We start from the raw sequence: 17,795 nt of genomic DNA, 5'->3' as shown, positions 1-17,795 counted from the left end.
TAATTTGTGAGCAAATGGACAATGTGGAAAGCGCTACATCAACTGGCTAAGCCGGAAAGGCTCTATCAGCTATGCGGGAAGTTTGTCCCGTGGCTGGCGGTGCTCAGTGCCATAACGTTAATAGCGGGCTGCGTGTGGGGATTCGTCTACGCTCCCGCTGATTATCAGCAGGGACAGAGCTACCGTATTATGTACCTTCATGTCCCGGCGGCTATCTGGTCGATGGGTATCTACGGGTCGATGGCCGTTGCGGCATTCATCGGCCTGGTCTGGCAGATGAAAATGTCCGATCTGGCCGTGGCGGCAATGGCACCCGTCGGGGCGGTCTTTACCTTTATCGCGCTGGTCACTGGGTCTGCCTGGGGTAAACCGATGTGGGGGACCTGGTGGATCTGGGATGCCCGTCTTACCTCGGAGCTGGTGCTGCTCTTCCTCTACATAGGCGTCATTGCGCTGTATAACGCGTTCGATGACCGCCGCCTCGCCGGACGTGCGGCAGGTATCCTGGTGCTGGTTGGCGTGGTAAACCTGCCGATCATCCACTACTCCGTGGAGTGGTGGAATACGCTGCATCAGGGGTCTACCAACATGCAGCAGACTATTGACCCTTCGATGCGCACGCCGCTGCGCCTGACCATCATTGGCTTCCTGCTGCTGTTTATCACCCTGACGCTGATGCGTCTTCGTAATCTCATCCTGCTTCAGGAACGCCGTCGCCCGTGGGTGTTAGCGCTTGCAAACAAAGGGAGAAGCCTGTGACCAGTGCCTTTGCCAGTTGGGCAGATTTTTTCGCCATGGGAGGCTACGCCTTTTACGTCTGGCTTGCCGTCGCCTTTACCGCTGTTCCTTTGCTGGGGTTGATTGTCCATACCACCGCACAGCATCGCGCCATTTTGAATGACGTGGGTCGTCAGCAGGCGCGCGAGCAGCGCATTCGTGCAAGAAAGCAAAGCGAGGGAATGTAAGTGAATACTCGTCGTAAAACCCGTCTCTATCTGGCGGTGGCCGTTCTGGTAGGGTTAGGGCTCACTATCTCGCTGGTGCTCTATGCGCTGCGCAGCAATATCGACCTTTTCTATACGCCCGGTGAAATTATCTACGGTAAAGGCGAAAGCCAGCAGCTGCCAGAAATCGGCCAGCGTCTGCGCGTCGGCGGTATGGTTCAGCCGGGCAGCGTGAAACGCGATAACAAAACGCTCAAAGTCACCTTCAAGCTCTATGACATCAACGGCGTGGTGGATGTCACCTACGTTGGTATTCTGCCGGATCTGTTCCGTGAGGGGCAGGGCGTTGTCGCTCAGGGCGTGCTGGAGAAGGGCAATCTGGTCGCCGCGAAAGAAGTGCTGGCGAAGCATGACGAAAACTACACGCCACCGGAAGTCAAAGAGGCCATGAATAAAAATCACAAGCGTGCACCGCAAACCTATAAGGACAATGCCTCATGATGCCTGAAGTTGGCAGTTTTCTGCTTTGCGTGGCGCTGGCGCTGTCCATCCTGCTGAGCGTTTACCCGCTCTGGGGCGTGAAGCGTAACGATGTGCGGTTAATGAACTCTGCGCGTCCTCTTGCCTGGGCGCTGTTCTTTACCATCCTTGCCTCGTTCTTAGTGCTGGTGTACGCGTTTGTGGTCAATGACTTCACCGTGCTGTATGTCGCCAGCAACTCAAACACCGAACTCCCTGTCTGGTATCGCGTGGCGGCAACCTGGGGGGCACATGAAGGGTCATTGATGCTCTGGGTGCTGCTGATGAGCACCTGGACATTCGCCGTCGCGCTGTTCAACGGCGGCATGCCGAAGGATGCGCTGGCGCGGGTGCTCTCGGTGATGGGAATGATAAACTTCGGCTTCCTGCTGTTTATTATCTTCACCTCGAATCCGTTTACCCGCACGCTGCCTGACTTTCCCGTTGAAGGGCGAGATCTGAATCCGCTTTTGCAGGATATCGGGCTTATCTTCCATCCGCCGCTGCTGTATATGGGCTACGTCGGATTCTCCGTTGCTTTTGCGTTTTCCATTGCGGCGTTGATGGCAGGCAAGCTGGACACCAACTGGGCGCGCTGGACGCGTCCGTGGACGCTGGCGGCCTGGTCGTTTCTGACTATCGGTATTGTGCTCGGTTCTGCCTGGGCCTACTACGAGCTGGGCTGGGGCGGCTGGTGGTTCTGGGATCCGGTTGAAAACGCTTCGTTTATGCCGTGGCTTGCCGGGACGGCACTTATTCACTCGCTTTCCGTTACGGAAAAACGTGGCAGCTTCAAGGCCTGGACAGTACTGCTGGCGATCACTGCTTTCTCGCTTTGTCTGCTGGGCACCTTCCTGGTGCGTTCCGGCGTGCTGGTTTCGGTGCATTCCTTTGCCTCCGACCCCGCGCGCGGCATGTTTATCCTCGCCTTCCTTGTCATCGTCATTGGCGGCTCGCTGCTGCTGTACGCGATAAAGGGCAGCAAAGTCCGCTCCCGCGTGGGCAATGAGCTCTGGTCGCGTGAATCGCTCCTGCTGGGAAATAACGTGCTGCTGATAGCCGCCATGCTGGTGGTGCTGCTGGGGACGCTGCTGCCGCTGGTGCATAAACAGCTTGGTCTGGGCAGCATCTCTATCGGCGAGCCGTTCTTTAATACGATGTTTACCGCTTTAATGGCACCGTTTGCGCTGTTGCTGGGTATAGGACCGCTGGTACGCTGGCGTCGGGATGAACCACAAAAGCTGGTTAAGCGGCTGGCGGTTGCGCTGGTCATTACGGTTGTTCTGTCGCTGGTGCTGCCGTGGTTGATGCAGGATCGCGTAGAGGCCATGACGGTGGTGGGGCTGCTGATGGCGGTCTGGGTGTTTGTGCTGGCGCTCACCGAGGTCTACGAGCGCGCTACGCATCGCCGTGGCCTGCTGCTGGGGCTGTGGAAATTACCGCGCAGCCACTGGGGAATGGTGCTTGGCCATCTGGGCCTTGCGGTGACGGTCGTCGGCATCGCATTCAGCCAGAACTATAGCGTGGAGCGTGACGTGCGCATGAAAGCCGGTGACAGCATCGACATTCATCAGTACCACTTCGTGTTCCGGGATGTGCGTGATCTCGTTGGCCCGAACTACAGCGGAGGCGTCGGGATTATTGACGTCACGCGCAACGGTAAATATGAAGCGACGCTGCATGCGGAAAAACGTTACTACAACAGCAATCGTTCGATGATGACCGAAGCAGCCATCGACGGCGGGATCACCCGCGATTTGTATGCCGCGCTGGGCGAAGAGCTGGATGACGGTAGCTGGGCTGTACGTCTGTACTACAAACCCTTTGTACGCTGGATCTGGGCGGGCGGTTTGTTGATGACGCTGGGCGGCATATGCTGCCTGTTCGATCCCCGCTATCGCTCACGTAAGAAAATGGCGGAGGCCGCATGAACCGCAAAGTATTGTACATCCCGCTGGTGCTCTTTTTACTGCTGGCGGCCGCGCTACTCTGGCAGCTTGCTCGTAATGCCCAGGGCGACGATCCGACCAATCTGGAATCGGCTCTCGTTGGCAAACCTGTGCCGGTATTCCGCCTGGAGTCGTTAGAGAATCCGGGCAAAACTTACGACCAGGCCGTGCTGACGGACGGCAAACCTATTTTGCTGAATGTCTGGGCGACCTGGTGCCCGACCTGTCGCGCAGAGCATCAGTATCTTAATGGTCTGAAAGCGCAGGGTATTCGCGTTGTGGGGATGAATTATAAAGACGATCGCCAGAAGGCGATTACCTGGCTCAAAGAGCTGGGGAACCCGTATGCCCTCAGCTTGTTTGATGGCGATGGCATGCTGGGCCTGGATTTAGGCGTCTACGGCGCACCGGAAACTTTCCTGATCGACGGTAAAGGGATCATCCGCTATCGCCATGCGGGCGATCTTAACGATCGCGTCTGGAACCAAGAGATTAAGCCGCTATGGGACAAGTACAGCAAGGAGGCGGGGGTATGAAACGTTGTTTGCTATTCGTTGCCGCGCTGCTGTTTTCCTTTTACGCCACGGCTGCTATTGATACTTATAAGTTTAAAGATGAAGCGCAAGAGCAGCAGTTCCGTCAGCTAACGGAACAGCTACGCTGCCCAAAATGCCAGAACAACAGTATTGCTGACTCAAACGCTATGATCGCTTCAGACATGCGTCTCAAAGTGTATGAGCTGATGCAGCAGGGCAAAAGTAAGCAGCAAATCATCGATTACATGGTCGACCGCTATGGTAACTTTGTGACCTATGAGCCGCCGGTTACGCCATCAACTATTATTCTGTGGGTGCTACCGGTGCTGTTTATCCTGGGTGGGATTGGGGTCATTGTGGTGCGTAGCCGCAAGCGCCGAGTCTATTTCCGCGATGGGGACGAGAGCGGCGAAACGGAAGAACCTGCTGAAAAGGTCAGCTACTGGATATTTGTGCCGGGGGCGGTGATTTTAGTCGTTATCAGCGTTGGTGTTTATCTGAAAGTATCGAGTTTAAAGCAGGTTTACGAATGGCAGAGGGTGACGCAGCAAACGCCACAGCTATTGCAGCGCGTCATGGATCCCAAGGCTACGGCGCTGAATATGGAAGATATGGCGCGTCTGGGGCTGGGGTTACGTACCCGACTGCAGCAGGATCCTGACAACCTGGAAGGCTGGATGATGCTCGGACGAATTGGTATGGTGCTCAATAACGCCACTACCGCGACCCAGGCCTTTGCACGAGCCTATAAGCTGTCGCCGACTAACAGTGAAGTAAAGCTGGGCTATGCTGAAGTATTGACCCGTTCGGGTGACCCGCAAGACAACCTGCTGGGGGGACGTCTGCTGCGGGAATTACTAAAGAGCGACCATGCCAACGTTCGTGTGCTAAGTCTGTTTGCTTTTAATGCTTTTGAGCAGCAGCAGTACCGCGAGGCGATTGGTGCCTGGCAGGTCATGCTGAAACTGCTTCCCGCGAACGATCAACGCCGCGCTGTCGTCGAGCGCAGTATCGCGCAGGCACAGGCTCAGGCAGGCAAGGACATGACCAAACCTGAGAGCGTAAACTAACAATAACAGGGAGACGCATAATGAAATTTCGCCTGACGGGGCTGGCCCTGGCTACGACCCTACTCGTAGGGTGTGCCAGTTCGGCCGATCAACAGACACAGGGCCGTTCGGATCCGTTTGAAGGATTCAACCGCACCATGTATGACTTCAACTTCAATATGTTGGATCCGTATGTTTTGCGGCCTGTCGCCGTTGTCTGGCGTGATTATGTGCCGCAACCCGCACGTAACGGGATCAGCAACTTCACGAGCAACCTGGAAGAGCCGGCCATTATGGCCAACTACTTCGTGCAGGGTAATCCGTACCAGGGGATGGTGCACTTTACGCGCTTCTTCCTGAATACCGTGCTTGGCATGGGCGGGTTAATCGACGTGGCAGGCATGGCGAATCCGAAGCTGCAGCGTGAAGAGCCGCACCGCTTCGGTTCGACGCTGGGTCATTATGGCGTGGGTTACGGCCCGTATCTGCAGCTGCCTTTCTACGGAAGCTTTACGCTACGTGATGAAGGGGGTGATAACGTCGATGCGCTCTATCCGGTGCTCTCCTGGCTGACGTGGCCAATGTCTGTGGGCAAGTGGGCCATCGAGGGCATAGAAACCCGTGCGCAATTGCTGGATTCCGACGGTCTGCTTAAGCAATCCTCCGACCCGTATATTCTGGTGCGCGAGGCATACTTCCAGCGCCATGATTTTATTGCTAACGGCGGCAAGCTGACGCCACAGGTGAACCCGAACGCGGCGTTGATTGAGGACGATCTTAAAGATATCGACTCGCAGTAAACCGCTAATGGCATTAAAAAGGCGACCTTTTCAGGGTCGCCTTTTTTGTTACTGCTAACTTATCAGAACGCGTAGTTGAAGTTCATGCCGTACAGCCAGGCTTTCCCTTCGGATTTGAAGGTGTATGGCCCTTCGTTGATCTCTACGTGCTGACCGTGCATGTAGGAAACACCCACGTCGACAGACGCATCATCGTTAAACGCATAGGTAGTACCAGCGCTCAGCCACAGACGGTCCTGATCCGGGATGGAGATAGAGCGGTTATCAGCCGGAACCGGGCTATCGTCAAATGCGATACCGGTGCGGAAGGTCCAGTTCTTATCCATAAAGTAGGTGGTACCCAACGCAATGCGGTACGCATCTTTAAAGCTTTCGTCTTTATAGAACAGAGTCTGCCCGTTGTTGCCGGTGGCTTTCAGTTCCTGGAACTGGCTCCAGCTGGTGTAGGTTACGCTGTAGTGGATAGCCCACTGCGGTGCAACTTTGTTGTAACCGGACAGTTCCCACATTTCAGGCAGGTTCAGAGTCAGTGCACCAGGAACGGTTCGACCGTTAGTGCCCGCTGGTAAGCCAAAGTTGGACAACAGCGGGTTATACGCTGAAGGCAGACTGCTCTTATAGTCGCCGTCGAAGTCAATTTTTACTTCTGAACGGTAGGTGAAGCCGTAGCGGTTATCTTTATCGATTTCATAAAGAATACCGGCGTTCCAGCCAAAGCCCCATTCGTCACCTTTCAGGTGGGCAATCTGGGTATCGCCAGGAATTGAACCGATAGCCTGGCGCTGCGCCGGCGTCAGGCCTGATGCTGGGTTACCCGCGACTAACTGAGGTAAATCACCTGCGTAACGTTCGATTTTCGCTCTGGCGTAAACCGCATCAAAGCCAACGCCGAAGCTCCAGCTGTTGTTTAAACGGTAGGCACCGCTCAGGTTCAGGTTCATGGTGGTCAGGTCGGTTTTACCGCCCATGGAACCGGCCGTGTAGTTGTCATTAAATTCGGTGGCAAGACCGTAGTTAGAGGTGACAGAAGCCCCCCAACCGAATTGATCGTTGATTGGTGCAACGAAGTGCAGGTTAGGTACCCAGGCGGTCGGCGCGATGTTATCTGCGTCGGTGCTGCGGCCTGATGGTGAAGTCCCTGAAATATTCACATCGGGATCGATGAAGATCGCACCACCAGAGAAAGAAGGGCGATCAAACATCATGATGGTGGCTGGGTTGCGGCTGGCTGAGCCCGCGTTGTCCGCCACTGCACCTTCCCCCGAATACGCTCGGCCAAGGCCAGAGGAAGAGAACTCGTTTAATTGAAAGCCGGCGGCGTACGCCTGCGAGGAGACAATTGCCACTGCAACCGCGAGGGCTGACTTTGTAAACAGGTTTTTCTGGCTCATGACCAAAACCTCATAGATTTATTTTTATACAAACAATGTTACATACAGTAACAGGAGCGCGAATAGTAGGGACTGATCGGGTTCAGAGAAATCTGACCAGTGGCGAGAGTATAGGTCTGACCAGATGGGATGTTGCAAGTATGTTTCTAAACTTTTTCAAATTTGATCGCCAAAACGAGATCCGCCTGGCAAAAACGCGGCCAGGCTGTTTAAGCCAGAGGTATGAAATTTGTTTTAGATCAGTTTTAAGTGTGATTTTGCTCACCTGGCGCATCAGATAATATTAACGGCTGGTGAGCATTCAACTGGGAGCGTAAAATAGACAGTAATTGTTGAATCCCTTCCCATCTTTAGATACAGAGGAAAATCATAATGAGTAAGAACAGCGCTGATGAAACCCCGGTTTGCTGCTGTATTGATGTCGGCTCCATCATTGATAATACCGACTGCATCGCAACCTATAGCCGCGTCTTTGACAACAAAGCCGAGGCAGAAGAAACGCTGGCTGCGCTGAGCGCGAAGGCGCGTGAAGTCGAGTCCGAACCCTGCCAGATCACCCCAACTTTTAAAGCGGTTGAGGGCGGCGTGCAGATGGATATCGATTTTGTCTTCAGCTGCCAGGCTGAAACCATGATCTTCCAGCTCGGCCTGCGATAATTTTTTCTAACCACCCTATGCCCGAGCGGACGTAGGGTGGATAAGCGTCAGCGTCATCCACCGTAAAATTTGTCCGATGACGCAAGCTTCATCCTGCGTCGTCATCTCCAGAATTCCTTCGTTAAAGCGTGTCCCCCCTCCCAAATTTATTCTCCCCCGGTTGGCTGAATGTAACTTTTTGGTTAAAACTGTGATCAGGTCAGACCACTATTTTATCTGCTTACATTTTTTAACAGGGGCGCGTTATGAGTAAGGCACTTCCGCTGGTCACCCGCCAGGGCGACCGCATTGCCATCGTCAGCGGTTTACGCACGCCGTTTGCAAAACAGGCGACAGCTTTTCACGGCATTCCCGCCATCGATCTTGGCAATATGGTGGTCAGTGAGTTGCTGGCACGCAGCGAAATATCCCCGGAAATCATTGAGCAGCTTGTTTTCGGCCAGGTTGTACAGATGCCGGAAGCGCCAAATATTGCCCGTGAAATCGTGCTCGGCACCGGCATGAGCGTGCATACCGATGCCTATAGCGTCAGCCGTGCATGCGCGACAAGTTTCCAGGCGGTTGCTAACGTCGCGGAAAGTTTACTTGCCGGGACGATTCGAGCAGGTATTGCGGGCGGGGCCGACTCATCCTCCGTATTACCCATTGGCGTGAGCAAAAAGCTCGGTCGTACGCTGGTGGACGTAAACAAAGCCCGCACTCTCGGCCAGCGGCTGAAACTTTTCTCTAAGCTTCGCCCGCGTGATTTACTGCCGGTCCCTCCTGCGGTTGCTGAGTATTCAACTGGGTTACGCATGGGCGACACGGCCGAACAAATGGCGAAAACGCATGGCATTACCCGCGAACAGCAGGATGCTTTGGCTCACCGTTCACATACCCGTGCGGCGCAGGCATGGCAGGAAGGGAAGCTGTCGGATGAAGTTATGACGGCGTTTATCCCGCCTTATCGCCAGCCGTTTGCGGAAGATAACAACGTGCGCAAAGGTTCTTCTCTGGAAGATTACGCAAAGCTGCGTCCCGCCTTCGACCGGAAGCACGGCACGGTAACCGCAGCGAACAGCACTCCGTTAACCGATGGGGCCGCAGCCGTGATCCTGATGACGGAATCACGGGCCAGAGAGCTGGGGCTCAAGCCGCTTGGCTTTTTACGCAGCTATGCTTTTACCGCCGTCGATGTCTGGGAAGATATGCTTTCAGGCCCGGCCTGGGCGACGCCGCTGGCGCTGGAACGCGCCGGGATCACCCTTGCCGATCTGACGCTTTTTGATATGCATGAAGCCTTTGCGGCGCAGACGCTCGCCAATTTGAAAATGCTTTCCAGCGAGCGTTTTGCGCGTGATGTGCTGGGCCGCGCTCACGCCACGGGAGAAGTGGATGATGCCAAATTCAATGTGCTCGGCGGATCGATTGCCTACGGGCATCCTTTTGCGGCAACAGGTGCGCGCATGATTACCCAGATGCTGCATGAACTACGCCGTCGCGGCGGAGGTCTGGGCCTGGTGACAGCCTGTGCGGCCGGTGGTCTTGGCGCAGCAATGGTCCTGGAGGTCGAATAATGGAACAGACAAGCGCGTTCACTCTGCATGTCCGACTCGACAACGTGGCGGTTGTCACCATCGACGTTCCCGGCGAGAAGATGAATACCCTCAAGGCTTCGTTTGGCCCTGAAGTACACGCCATCATCAAACAGGTGCGTGATAACCATGCGTTACAGGGCTTAGTGTTTATTTCTGGCAAGCCGGATAATTTTATTGCCGGTGCGGATATCAACATGATTGCGGGCTGCCAGTCTGCCGCAGAAGCCCAGGCGCTGGCACAGCAGGGCCAGCAGATCATGGCCGAAATTGCTGCGTTACCCATCCCGGTGGTGGCCGCCATCCACGGTGCCTGCCTGGGCGGTGGCCTGGAGCTGGCGCTGGCCTGCCATGCGCGTATCTGCACTGACGACGAAAAAACGAAGCTGGGGCTGCCGGAAGTTCAGCTAGGCCTGCTGCCGGGTTCCGGCGGCACGCAACGTTTGCCGCGCCTGGTGGGCGTAAGCAACGCGCTGGATATTATCCTGACCGGTAAACAGCTGCGTCCGAAACAGGCGTTGAAACTGGGGCTGGTAGACGACGTTGTGCCTCAGTCTATTTTGCTGAATGCGGCAGTTGAGCTGGCGCTGAAAGGCCGTAAACCTTCACGAGTTTTACCCGTGCGGGAACGAATTCTTGCCGGGCCGCTTGGCCGCTCTTTGCTGTTTAACATCGTCGGAAAAAAGACCGAGCAGAAAACCAAAGGCAACTATCCGGCGACCCGACGCATTCTTGACGTCATCAGAACTGGATTAGAGCAGGGGAGCCACAGCGGCTATGAAGCGGAAGCCAAAGCTTTCGGCGAGCTGGCGATGACGCCTCAGTCAGCCGCGCTGCGGGGGATTTTCTTTGCCAGCACGGAGCTGAAAAAAGAGCATGGTGGCGACGCTGTGCCTCGCCCGATTGAGGCTGTAGGTGTCCTGGGCGGTGGGCTGATGGGCGGAGGCATCGCCTTTGTTACGGCAACCAAAGGTCATCTGCCCGTTCGAATCAAAGACATCAGCCATGACGGTATCAACCATGCGTTGAAATACAGCTGGGATCTGTTGGATAAAAAAGTCCGTCGTCGCCACATGAAAGCCGCCGAGCGGCAGCGGGAAATGGCGCGTATCTCTGGCGGCACGGATTACCACGGTTTCAGCCATCGTGACATCGTGGTGGAGGCCGTGTTCGAGGATTTAGCCCTGAAGCAGAAAATGGTGGCGGAGATCGAACAGCACGCCGCGCCGCATACTATCTTTGCTTCCAATACCTCTTCTTTACCGATTGCGGATATCGCCGCGAACGCCGCACGTCCTGAACAGGTTATCGGTCTGCATTACTTCAGTCCGGTGGACAAAATGCCGCTGGTGGAAGTTATTCCTCACGCCGGTACATCTGCGGAAACCATTTCCACAACGGTTGCTTTGGCGAAGAAACAGGGTAAAACGCCAATCGTGGTCGGCGACAGCGCCGGGTTCTATGTCAACCGAATTCTGGCACCTTACGTCAATGAAGCCATGCGCTGTCTGGTTGAAGGGGAGCCGGTAGAGAAGATCGATGAGGCTCTGGTGCAGTTTGGTTTTCCTGTCGGCCCAATCCAACTTTTGGATGAGGTGGGAATCGACGTGGGGACTAAAATTAGTCCAATTCTTGAGAATGCTTACGGCGAACGTTTTGCTGCTCCGCCTGCGATCGACGCAATTTTGAAGGACGATCGCAAAGGGAGAAAAAATGGGCGTGGTTTCTATCTTTATCCGAACAAAGGGCGTAAAAGCAGAAAACAGGCTGACCCGGCAATTTATAAGCTGTTAAGCGTCACACCTAAAGGGCAGCTCGATGCGCAGGTTATCGCTGAGCGCTGCGTGTTAATGATGCTTAACGAAGCCGCTCGTTGCCTGGATGAGGGTGTAATACGCAATGCGCGTGACGGTGATATAGGTGCGGTGTTTGGTATTGGATTCCCACCTTTCCTGGGTGGCCCGTTCCGCTATATGGATAGCCGGGGCGCGGGTGACATTGTGGCCAGGCTCGAACGGCTGGCAAGCCTGCTTGGGGAGCGTTTCTCGCCTTGTGAACGGCTAAAACAGATGGCAGAGAACAACCATACTTTCTGGGGAATACTGAACCCTGTAGCGGAAGTTGGGGTCAAAGAATCATGAGTTTGCCCTTCCCCCTGGTATGGGTTTAACTCGGTGAATGCGCGCTGCCTGGTCAATGTGTAAACACTAATTGACTATACTTACAGCAATAAGGTAAAAAACAGCGTTTCATTCGATGTATGGATAAGGCACAATGCCCGGCTGCTGAATATATCCTCTTCTCCTGATGGGGATGTTGCGCAGCATTCCTGGTTAACAAAAGCGGTGCAATATGCAAGTTTTTATCATGCGTCACGGCGACGCGGCACTCGATGCCGCCAGTGACTCGGTACGTCCTTTAACCCAGTGCGGTTGTGACGAATCTCGGGTTATGGCGACCTGGTTGAAAGGTCAGGTAGCGGATATCGAACGTGTTCTGGTGAGCCCTTACCTGCGAGCTGAACAGACCCTGGACGTGGTGCGGGAAGCGCTTAACCTCCCGGAAAAAGAAGACATCCTGCAGGAGTTAACTCCGAGCGGCGATGTGGGGCTGGTAGGAGACTACCTGCAAGCCCTGGCCAATGAAGGCGTTGAATCTGCGCTGGTGGTTTCGCACCTGCCGCTGGTCGGTTACCTGGTGTCTGAACTCTGCCCCGAAGAGTCACCACCCATGTTCTGTACTTCGGCCATTGCCAACGTCACGCTGGATCGGGAAACCGGTAAAGGCGTGTTTAACTGGCAGGTGAACCCGTGCAATCTGAAAGTGGCTAAAGCTATCTGATAGCCGTAAGCATGAAAAAAGAGCCGCAATATGCGGCTCTTTCTGTTTTTGGCGGATGGCGCTGGCGCTTATCCGCCCTACGATAATTGTCATCCGATAAAACTTAAGGCAGCTCCGGTGGCTGCCACTCTTCCACTTCAATCAGCATCAGTAGTGCTGCATCCCCGCCATACTCTTTTGGCGCCTGATGGAAGGCCATCACGTGCGGATGCTGGGCCAGCCACAGCGGCGTTTGCTGTTTTAAGACGTGCTTGCCATGTCCGTGCATCACGCAGGCGCAAAATACGTGCTCCCGGCGGCAGGCGGCAATCAGCGCGCCCAGCTCCTGTTTTGCCTGTAGCTGCGTTAACCCGTGCAAATCCAGAAACAGCTCAGGGGAGTAATCGCCCCGGCGAATCTTCTTTAATTCAAAATGGCTGACGTCTTCGCGGACATAGCGTGTAGGGCCTTCCGTCGCCAGCCGCGGCTGAAACTCATCGGAAAAGTAGTGACTGGCGTCAGCTTGTTCCTGTAACAGCCGTTTCACCGGCACTTGCTGGAGCTTTTTACGCACCGGACGGTGAACAATGGTGTCCTGGGTGAGTTTTTTGGTGCCGCTCATCAGATCGCGGAAAAGGTTCTGATCGTCAGCGCTGAGCGGTAGTTTCTTCTTCATCTGTTTCTCGTCTCGCATCTGCTATGCCGTCAGTTTACCCGCTTTGCCGTCCAGCACTAAATAAAACGCAATTTTCAGGCCGCCACGGCGATTGTCTGCTGATTTGTCGCGGCCTTCATGGCAAACTAATCGATTATTGTATTAGCGCGAACGGCCTGCGGAGGGCAACGTGGATAAAATTTTCGTCGATGAGGCAGTGAGTGAACTGCACACCATTCAGGATATGCTGCGCTGGTCAGTCAGCCGCTTCAGCGCCGCCAACATCTGGTATGGTCACGGCACCGATAACCCGTGGGATGAAGCCGTTCAGCTGGTGCTGCCAAGCCTCTATCTGCCGCTGGATATTCCTGAGGACATGCGCACCGCACGTCTCACCTCCAGCGAACGTCATCGTATCGTGGAGCGCGTGATTCGCCGCGTCAACGAACGTATCCCGGTTGCCTATCTGACTAATAAAGCTTGGTTCTGCGGCCATGAATTTTACGTGGACGAGCGCGTGCTGGTGCCGCGTTCGCCAATCGGTGAGCTTATCACCAACCGCTTTGCGGGCCTGTTTGACGGCGAGCCGCAGCACATTCTGGATATGTGTACCGGCAGCGGCTGCATCGCCATCGCTTGTGCCTATGAATTCCACGATGCGGAAGTCGACGCGGTTGATATTTCTTTGGATGCGCTGGCTGTTGCCGAGCAGAACATCGCTGAGCACGGCCTGGAAAACCAGGTCACGCCAATTCGTTCCGACCTGTTCCGCGACCTGCCGAAGGTGCAGTACGACATTATCGTCACCAATCCGCCGTACGTGGATGCGGAAGATATGTCCGACCTGCCGGGCGAGTTCCGCTTCGAGCCGGAGCTGGGTCTGGCTGCGGGCAGCGACGGTCTGAAGCTGGCGCGCCGCATTCTGGCCTGCGCGCCGGATTACCTGGCGGACGGCGGCGTGCTGGTCTGCGAAGTGGGGAACAGCATGGTTCACCTGATGGAGCAGTACCCGGAGGTGCCGTTCACCTGGCTTGAGTTCGACAACGGCGGCGACGGTGTCTTCATGCTCACCAAAGCGCAGCTGATTGCGGCGCGCGAGCACTTCAGCATCTACAAAGATTAATCTGTGCAGACGGGCCGCAAGGCCCGTTGTTGTATCACTCAACAACACAATTAAAAAATGACAACGGTAAGGAGCCGTGAAAAATGGCAGGAAACTCAATCGGACTGGTTTTTCGCGTAACGACATTTGGTGAGTCTCACGGTATTGCTCTGGGCTGCATCGTGGACGGCGTGCCTCCTGGTATCCCACTGACAGAAGAAGATTTACAGCACGACCTCGATCGCCGCCGCCCTGGTACCTCTCGCTACACCACGCAGCGCCGCGAGCCGGACCAGGTTAAAATTCTCTCCGGCGTGTTTGAAGGCGTCACCACCGGCACCAGCATCGGCCTGCTGATCGAAAATACCGACCAGCGCTCGCAGGATTACAGCGCCATTAAAGACGTCTTCCGCCCGGGACACGCCGATTACACCTATGAGCAAAAATACGGCCTGCGCGATTATCGTGGCGGTGGCCGCTCTTCCGCCCGTGAAACGGCTATGCGCGTAGCCGCCGGTGCGATTGCCAAAAAATATCTGGCGCATAAATACGGCATCACTATTCGCGGTTGCCTGACGCAGATGGGCGACGTGCCGTTAGAGATTAAGGACTGGGAGCAGGTCGAGCAGAACCCGTTATTCTGCCCGGATCCGGACAAAATCGACACCCTCGACGAGCTGATGCGCGCCCTGAAAAAAGAGGGTGACTCCATCGGTGCGAAAGTCACCGTGGTGGCAGACAACGTGCCGCCAGGCCTTGGCGAGCCGGTGTTCGACCGTCTTGATGCGGATATCGCCCATGCGCTGATGAGCATTAACGCCGTGAAAGGCGTTGAGATTGGCGAAGGCTTCGGCGTGGTCAGCCTGCGCGGCAGCCAGAACCGCGATGAGATAACCAAAGAGGGCTTCCAGAGCAACCATGCGGGCGGCATTCTCGGCGGCATCAGCAGCGGCCAGCAGATCGTGGCAAACATGGCGCTGAAGCCAACCTCCAGCATTATGGTGCCGGGCCGTACGATCAACCGCGAAGGGGAAGAGGTTGAAATGGTGACCCGTGGGCGTCACGATCCGTGCGTTGGGATCCGCGCGGTGCCGATCGCGGAGGCTATGCTGGCGATCGTTCTGATGGATCACATGCTGCGTCAGCGCGCTCAAAACGCCGACGTGACACCACCTTTGCCACAGTGGTAATACAATGAAAAAAGCGCTCGTTGGTCTGCTGGCCCTCGTTGTCAGCAGCATCACTTTTGCAGCCACCCCGTGGCAAAAAATCACCCATCCCGTTGCGGGTAGCGCACAGTCCATCGGCTCGTTTGCCAATGGCTGTATCGTCGGCGCACACGGGTTGCCGCTTGAAGATGCCAACTACCAGATTATGCGTCAGGATCAGCGCCGCTATTTCGGGCATCCCGATCTGGTGCTGTTTATTCAGCGCCTCAGCAATCAGGTTCACCAGCTGGGGCTGGGCACGGTGTTGATTGGCGATATGGGGATGGCCGCAGGCGGGCGCTTCAGTTCTGGCCACGCCAGCCACCAGACCGGGCTGGACGTGGATATCTTCCTGCAGTTGCCGAAGACGCGCTGGACCTCGGCCCAGCTGCTCAGGCCGCAGGCGCTGGATTTAGTCGCCAGCGACGATAAACACGTTATCCAGCGTTTGTGGCAGCCGGAAATCGACAGCCTGATCAAACTTGCCGCGAAAGATAACGAGGTCATGCGCATCTTCGTCAATCCGGCTATCAAACAGCAGCTTTGTCTGGATGCCGGTGCGGATCGCGACTGGCTGCGTAAGGTTCGTCCGTGGTTTGCCCATCGCGCCCATATGCACGTTCGCCTGCGCTGCCCGGCAGACAGCCTCGAATGTGTTGACCAGCCGTTACCGCCTCCTGGCGACGGCTGCGGAGCCGAACTGCAAAGCTGGTTCCAGCCTCCGGCACCTGGCAGCAAGCCGCCTAAGAAGAAAACGCCGCCGCCAATACCGGCCTCATGTCAGGCCCTGCTGGATAATCACGAAATCTGACGGATACCCTCATGGAATGGTTTTTAGTTTCTCCCCTGATGCTGGTGACGCTGTTCTTTGTCGCGCTGCTGGCGGGGGTTATTGATGCGCTGGCGGGCGGCGGCGGCCTGTTGACCGTGCCCGCGCTGCTGGCCGCCGGAATGTCTCCGGCCCACGCGCTGGCGACCAATAAGCTTCAGGCCTGCGGCGGGTCGGTCTCCTCCTCGCTCTATTTTATTCGCCGAAAAGTCGTCAGCCTTGCGGATCAGAAGCTCAATATTCTGATGACCTTCATCGGGTCAATGACCGGCGCGCTGCTGGTGCAGCACGTTAAATCAGACTTATTACGTCAGATCCTGCCGCTGCTGGTTATCGGGATTGGCCTGTACTTCCTGCTGATGCCGAAGCTGGGGGAAGAAGATCGCCAGCGCCGCCTGTACGGCCTGCCGTTTGCGCTGGTTGCCGGTGGCTGCGTCGGCTTTTACGACGGTTTCTTTGGCCCTGGCGCCGGCTCCTTTTACGCCCTGGCGTTTGTTACGCTGTGCGGCTTCAACCTGGCAAAATCTACCGCTCACGCCAAAGTGCTGAACGCCACGTCTAACCTTGGCGGGCTGCTGCTGTTTATCATCGGCGGGAAGGTGATTTGGGGCACCGGCTTTGTGATGATGGCCGGGCAATTTTTGGGCGCGCGCATGGGTTCGCGCCTGGTATTAAGCAAAGGGCAGAAGCTCATCCGGCCGATGATCGTGATCGTTTCGGCGGTGATGAGTGCCAAACTATTATTCGACAGCCACGGAACGGAGATCCTCCACTGGATGGGGATAGCATGAGATGACTACAGCAAGTATGACGACTGAACACCACTATCAGCAGCTGATCGATATCTTCGACGGCTGTTTTAAAGATGATTTTAATACCCGTCTGATTAAAGGCGACGACGAACCGATCTATCTTCCCGCAGACGAAGAGCTGTCGTACAACCGTGTGGTGTTCGCCCACGGCTACTACGCAAGCGGAATGCATGAGATTTCGCACTGGTGCATCGCGGGGAAAGCCCGCCGTGAGCTGGTGGATTTCGGTTACTGGTACTGCCCGGACGGCCGTGATGCGCAAACGCAGAGCAGGTTCGAAGACGTGGAGGTTAAGCCGCAGGCGCTGGAGTGGCTGCTGTGCATGGCGGCGGGCTTCCCGTTTAACGTCAGCTGCGACAACTTAAGCGGCGACGTCGACCCGGACAGAATTGCGTTCCAGCGTCGTGTTCATGCCCAGGTGATGATTTATCTGGAGCAGGGCATCCCTGAACGCCCGGCGCGCCTGATGGCGGCGCTTCGTGACTATTATAAAACGCCGCCGGTGACAGCCGATCTGTTCCCGTGGCCGGAAGATCTAAACTAATTACCTGCAAATGAGGAAAGACGTACGATGATCGCGGAATTTGAAACACGCATTCTGGCGCTGATTGATGGAATGGTTGAAGTGGCCAGTGATGACGAGCTGTTCGCCAGCGGTTATCTGCGTGGCCACCTCACCCTGGCCGTAGCCGAAATAGAACACGGCGAAGACCACTCCCCGGAAGCGCTGCATGCGGCGGTGTCCGGCAGCCTGGAAAAAGCGATTCAGGCGGGCGAGCTCTCCCCGCGCGACCAGTCCCTGGTGCTGGGGATGTGGGATAATTTGTATAAGCAGGCCGAGTTTAAGTAACCGGTGGATGACGCTGCCGCTTATCCACCCTACAACATCCGTCCGCCGGGTCGGATAAGCGCGGCGTCAACCGAAAAATTCACCCATAACCCGCCATTAT

The 17,795-nt window shown here is 55.8% G+C and carries 19 protein-coding genes; 17 read left to right on the top strand and 2 right to left on the bottom strand.

The features are described from left to right. Positions 1–21: 21 nt before the first annotated feature. From HYQ67_RS08245 to mlaA, 7 genes are read left to right on the top strand one after another with little or no spacing between them, the layout of a single operon-like run. Complete coding sequence (locus HYQ67_RS08245) at positions 22–759, top strand: heme ABC transporter permease (RefSeq protein WP_202303205.1); 738 nt, start codon at positions 22–24, stop codon at positions 757–759. After that, complete coding sequence (gene ccmD, locus HYQ67_RS08240) at positions 756–965, top strand: heme exporter protein CcmD (protein WP_202303204.1); 210 nt, start codon at positions 756–758, stop codon at positions 963–965. Before HYQ67_RS08245 ends, ccmD begins: the two co-directional genes overlap by 4 nt. Then, positions 966–1,445: a cytochrome c maturation protein CcmE gene (ccmE, locus tag HYQ67_RS08235; protein ID WP_202303203.1), complete on the top strand. Its 480-nt coding sequence runs from the start codon at positions 966–968 to the stop codon at positions 1,443–1,445. Beyond that, complete coding sequence (locus HYQ67_RS08230) at positions 1,442–3,394, top strand: heme lyase CcmF/NrfE family subunit (RefSeq protein WP_202303202.1); 1,953 nt, start codon at positions 1,442–1,444, stop codon at positions 3,392–3,394. The genes ccmE and HYQ67_RS08230 overlap by 4 nt, the downstream gene beginning before the upstream one ends. Continuing rightward, the gene (gene dsbE / locus HYQ67_RS08225; RefSeq protein WP_202303201.1) at positions 3,391–3,948 is read left to right on the top strand and encodes a thiol:disulfide interchange protein DsbE; all 558 of its coding nucleotides are present in this window, start codon (positions 3,391–3,393) and stop codon (positions 3,946–3,948) included. The genes HYQ67_RS08230 and dsbE overlap by 4 nt, the downstream gene beginning before the upstream one ends. Beyond that, positions 3,945–5,018, top strand: a complete 1,074-nt coding sequence (locus HYQ67_RS08220) for a cytochrome c-type biogenesis protein CcmH (protein ID WP_202303200.1) — start codon at positions 3,945–3,947, stop codon at positions 5,016–5,018. The genes dsbE and HYQ67_RS08220 overlap by 4 nt, the downstream gene beginning before the upstream one ends. 20 nt (positions 5,019–5,038) lie before the next feature. Beyond that, the gene (gene mlaA, locus HYQ67_RS08215) at positions 5,039–5,797 is read left to right on the top strand and encodes a phospholipid-binding lipoprotein MlaA (protein ID WP_202303199.1); all 759 of its coding nucleotides are present in this window, start codon (positions 5,039–5,041) and stop codon (positions 5,795–5,797) included. A 62-nt stretch (positions 5,798–5,859) separates the two neighbouring features. On the opposite strand, the gene fadL is transcribed toward mlaA, so the two are convergent. Further along, a complete protein-coding gene (gene fadL, locus HYQ67_RS08210; RefSeq protein WP_489146060.1) occupies positions 5,860–7,194 on the bottom strand; it encodes a long-chain fatty acid transporter FadL in 1,335 nt (444 codons plus the stop codon). A gap of 366 nt (positions 7,195–7,560) precedes the next feature. Here fadL and HYQ67_RS08205 point away from each other — a divergent pair, with 366 nt between their 5' ends. The 4 genes from HYQ67_RS08205 (at position 7,561) to sixA (ending at position 12,260) form a co-directional block, all read left to right on the top strand. Beyond that, the gene (locus HYQ67_RS08205; RefSeq protein ID WP_202303197.1) at positions 7,561–7,845 is read left to right on the top strand and encodes a YfcZ/YiiS family protein; all 285 of its coding nucleotides are present in this window, start codon (positions 7,561–7,563) and stop codon (positions 7,843–7,845) included. A 245-nt stretch (positions 7,846–8,090) separates the two neighbouring features. Next, entirely contained in the window at positions 8,091–9,401 is a 1,311-nt protein-coding gene (fadI, locus tag HYQ67_RS08200) for an acetyl-CoA C-acyltransferase FadI (protein ID WP_202303195.1), read from the top strand. Continuing rightward, entirely contained in the window at positions 9,401–11,560 is a 2,160-nt protein-coding gene (gene fadJ / locus HYQ67_RS08195) for a fatty acid oxidation complex subunit alpha FadJ (protein WP_202303193.1), read from the top strand. Before fadI ends, fadJ begins: the two co-directional genes overlap by 1 nt. Positions 11,561–11,771: 211 nt before the next feature. Further along, a complete protein-coding gene (gene sixA / locus HYQ67_RS08190; protein WP_202303191.1) occupies positions 11,772–12,260 on the top strand; it encodes a phosphohistidine phosphatase SixA in 489 nt (162 codons plus the stop codon). Positions 12,261–12,363: 103 nt separating this feature from the next. Here sixA and smrB read toward each other — a convergent pair whose 3' ends face one another. Next, positions 12,364–12,915, bottom strand: coding sequence for an endonuclease SmrB (gene smrB, locus HYQ67_RS08185; RefSeq protein WP_202303189.1), 552 nt, complete (start codon positions 12,913–12,915; stop codon positions 12,364–12,366). 169 nt (positions 12,916–13,084) lie between these two features. Between smrB and prmB the strand changes: the two genes are divergently transcribed. The 6 genes from prmB (at position 13,085) to HYQ67_RS08155 (ending at position 17,695) form a co-directional block, all read left to right on the top strand. Continuing rightward, entirely contained in the window at positions 13,085–14,017 is a 933-nt protein-coding gene (gene prmB / locus HYQ67_RS08180) for a 50S ribosomal protein L3 N(5)-glutamine methyltransferase (RefSeq protein WP_202303187.1), read from the top strand. 83 nt (positions 14,018–14,100) lie between these two features. Then, complete coding sequence (gene aroC / locus HYQ67_RS08175) at positions 14,101–15,186, top strand: chorismate synthase (RefSeq protein ID WP_202303185.1); 1,086 nt, start codon at positions 14,101–14,103, stop codon at positions 15,184–15,186. Between the two features lie 4 nt (positions 15,187–15,190). Continuing rightward, complete coding sequence (gene mepA / locus HYQ67_RS08170; RefSeq protein ID WP_202303183.1) at positions 15,191–16,015, top strand: penicillin-insensitive murein endopeptidase; 825 nt, start codon at positions 15,191–15,193, stop codon at positions 16,013–16,015. Positions 16,016–16,026: 11 nt separating this feature from the next. After that, a complete protein-coding gene (locus tag HYQ67_RS08165) occupies positions 16,027–16,824 on the top strand; it encodes a sulfite exporter TauE/SafE family protein (protein ID WP_202303181.1) in 798 nt (265 codons plus the stop codon). 16 nt (positions 16,825–16,840) lie between these two features. Next, complete coding sequence (locus HYQ67_RS08160) at positions 16,841–17,389, top strand: elongation factor P hydroxylase (RefSeq protein ID WP_202303246.1); 549 nt, start codon at positions 16,841–16,843, stop codon at positions 17,387–17,389. Positions 17,390–17,416: 27 nt separating this feature from the next. Further along, positions 17,417–17,695, top strand: a complete 279-nt coding sequence (locus HYQ67_RS08155; RefSeq protein WP_202303179.1) for a YfcL family protein — start codon at positions 17,417–17,419, stop codon at positions 17,693–17,695. Positions 17,696–17,795: the final 100 nt, after the last annotated feature.

This window comes from Dryocola clanedunensis subsp. sulfonylureivorans, assembly GCF_016756775.1.
In the GTDB taxonomy this organism is placed as follows: domain Bacteria; phylum Pseudomonadota; class Gammaproteobacteria; order Enterobacterales; family Enterobacteriaceae; genus Dryocola; species Dryocola clanedunensis.
This window is presented reverse-complemented; position numbering and strand designations above follow the sequence as displayed.

What these genes read in the sequence shown, in the direction of transcription:
- dsbE (WP_202303201.1), top strand. Translation starts at nt 3,391, where the DNA reads ATGAACCGCAAAGTATTGTACATCCCGCTGGTGCTCTTTTTACTGCTG.
- smrB (WP_202303189.1), bottom strand. Translation starts at nt 12,915, where the DNA reads ATGAAGAAGAAACTACCGCTCAGCGCTGACGATCAGAACCTTTTCCGC.
- sixA (WP_202303191.1), top strand. Translation starts at nt 11,772, where the DNA reads ATGCAAGTTTTTATCATGCGTCACGGCGACGCGGCACTCGATGCCGCC.
- HYQ67_RS08155 (WP_202303179.1), top strand. Translation starts at nt 17,417, where the DNA reads ATGATCGCGGAATTTGAAACACGCATTCTGGCGCTGATTGATGGAATG.
- HYQ67_RS08245 (WP_202303205.1), top strand. Translation starts at nt 22, where the DNA reads ATGTGGAAAGCGCTACATCAACTGGCTAAGCCGGAAAGGCTCTATCAG.
- aroC (WP_202303185.1), top strand. Translation starts at nt 14,101, where the DNA reads ATGGCAGGAAACTCAATCGGACTGGTTTTTCGCGTAACGACATTTGGT.
- HYQ67_RS08230 (WP_202303202.1), top strand. Translation starts at nt 1,442, where the DNA reads ATGATGCCTGAAGTTGGCAGTTTTCTGCTTTGCGTGGCGCTGGCGCTG.
- HYQ67_RS08205 (WP_202303197.1), top strand. Translation starts at nt 7,561, where the DNA reads ATGAGTAAGAACAGCGCTGATGAAACCCCGGTTTGCTGCTGTATTGAT.
- HYQ67_RS08160 (WP_202303246.1), top strand. Translation starts at nt 16,841, where the DNA reads ATGACGACTGAACACCACTATCAGCAGCTGATCGATATCTTCGACGGC.
- mepA (WP_202303183.1), top strand. Translation starts at nt 15,191, where the DNA reads ATGAAAAAAGCGCTCGTTGGTCTGCTGGCCCTCGTTGTCAGCAGCATC.
- HYQ67_RS08220 (WP_202303200.1), top strand. Translation starts at nt 3,945, where the DNA reads ATGAAACGTTGTTTGCTATTCGTTGCCGCGCTGCTGTTTTCCTTTTAC.
- mlaA (WP_202303199.1), top strand. Translation starts at nt 5,039, where the DNA reads ATGAAATTTCGCCTGACGGGGCTGGCCCTGGCTACGACCCTACTCGTA.
- fadJ (WP_202303193.1), top strand. Translation starts at nt 9,401, where the DNA reads ATGGAACAGACAAGCGCGTTCACTCTGCATGTCCGACTCGACAACGTG.
- fadI (WP_202303195.1), top strand. Translation starts at nt 8,091, where the DNA reads ATGAGTAAGGCACTTCCGCTGGTCACCCGCCAGGGCGACCGCATTGCC.
- HYQ67_RS08165 (WP_202303181.1), top strand. Translation starts at nt 16,027, where the DNA reads ATGGAATGGTTTTTAGTTTCTCCCCTGATGCTGGTGACGCTGTTCTTT.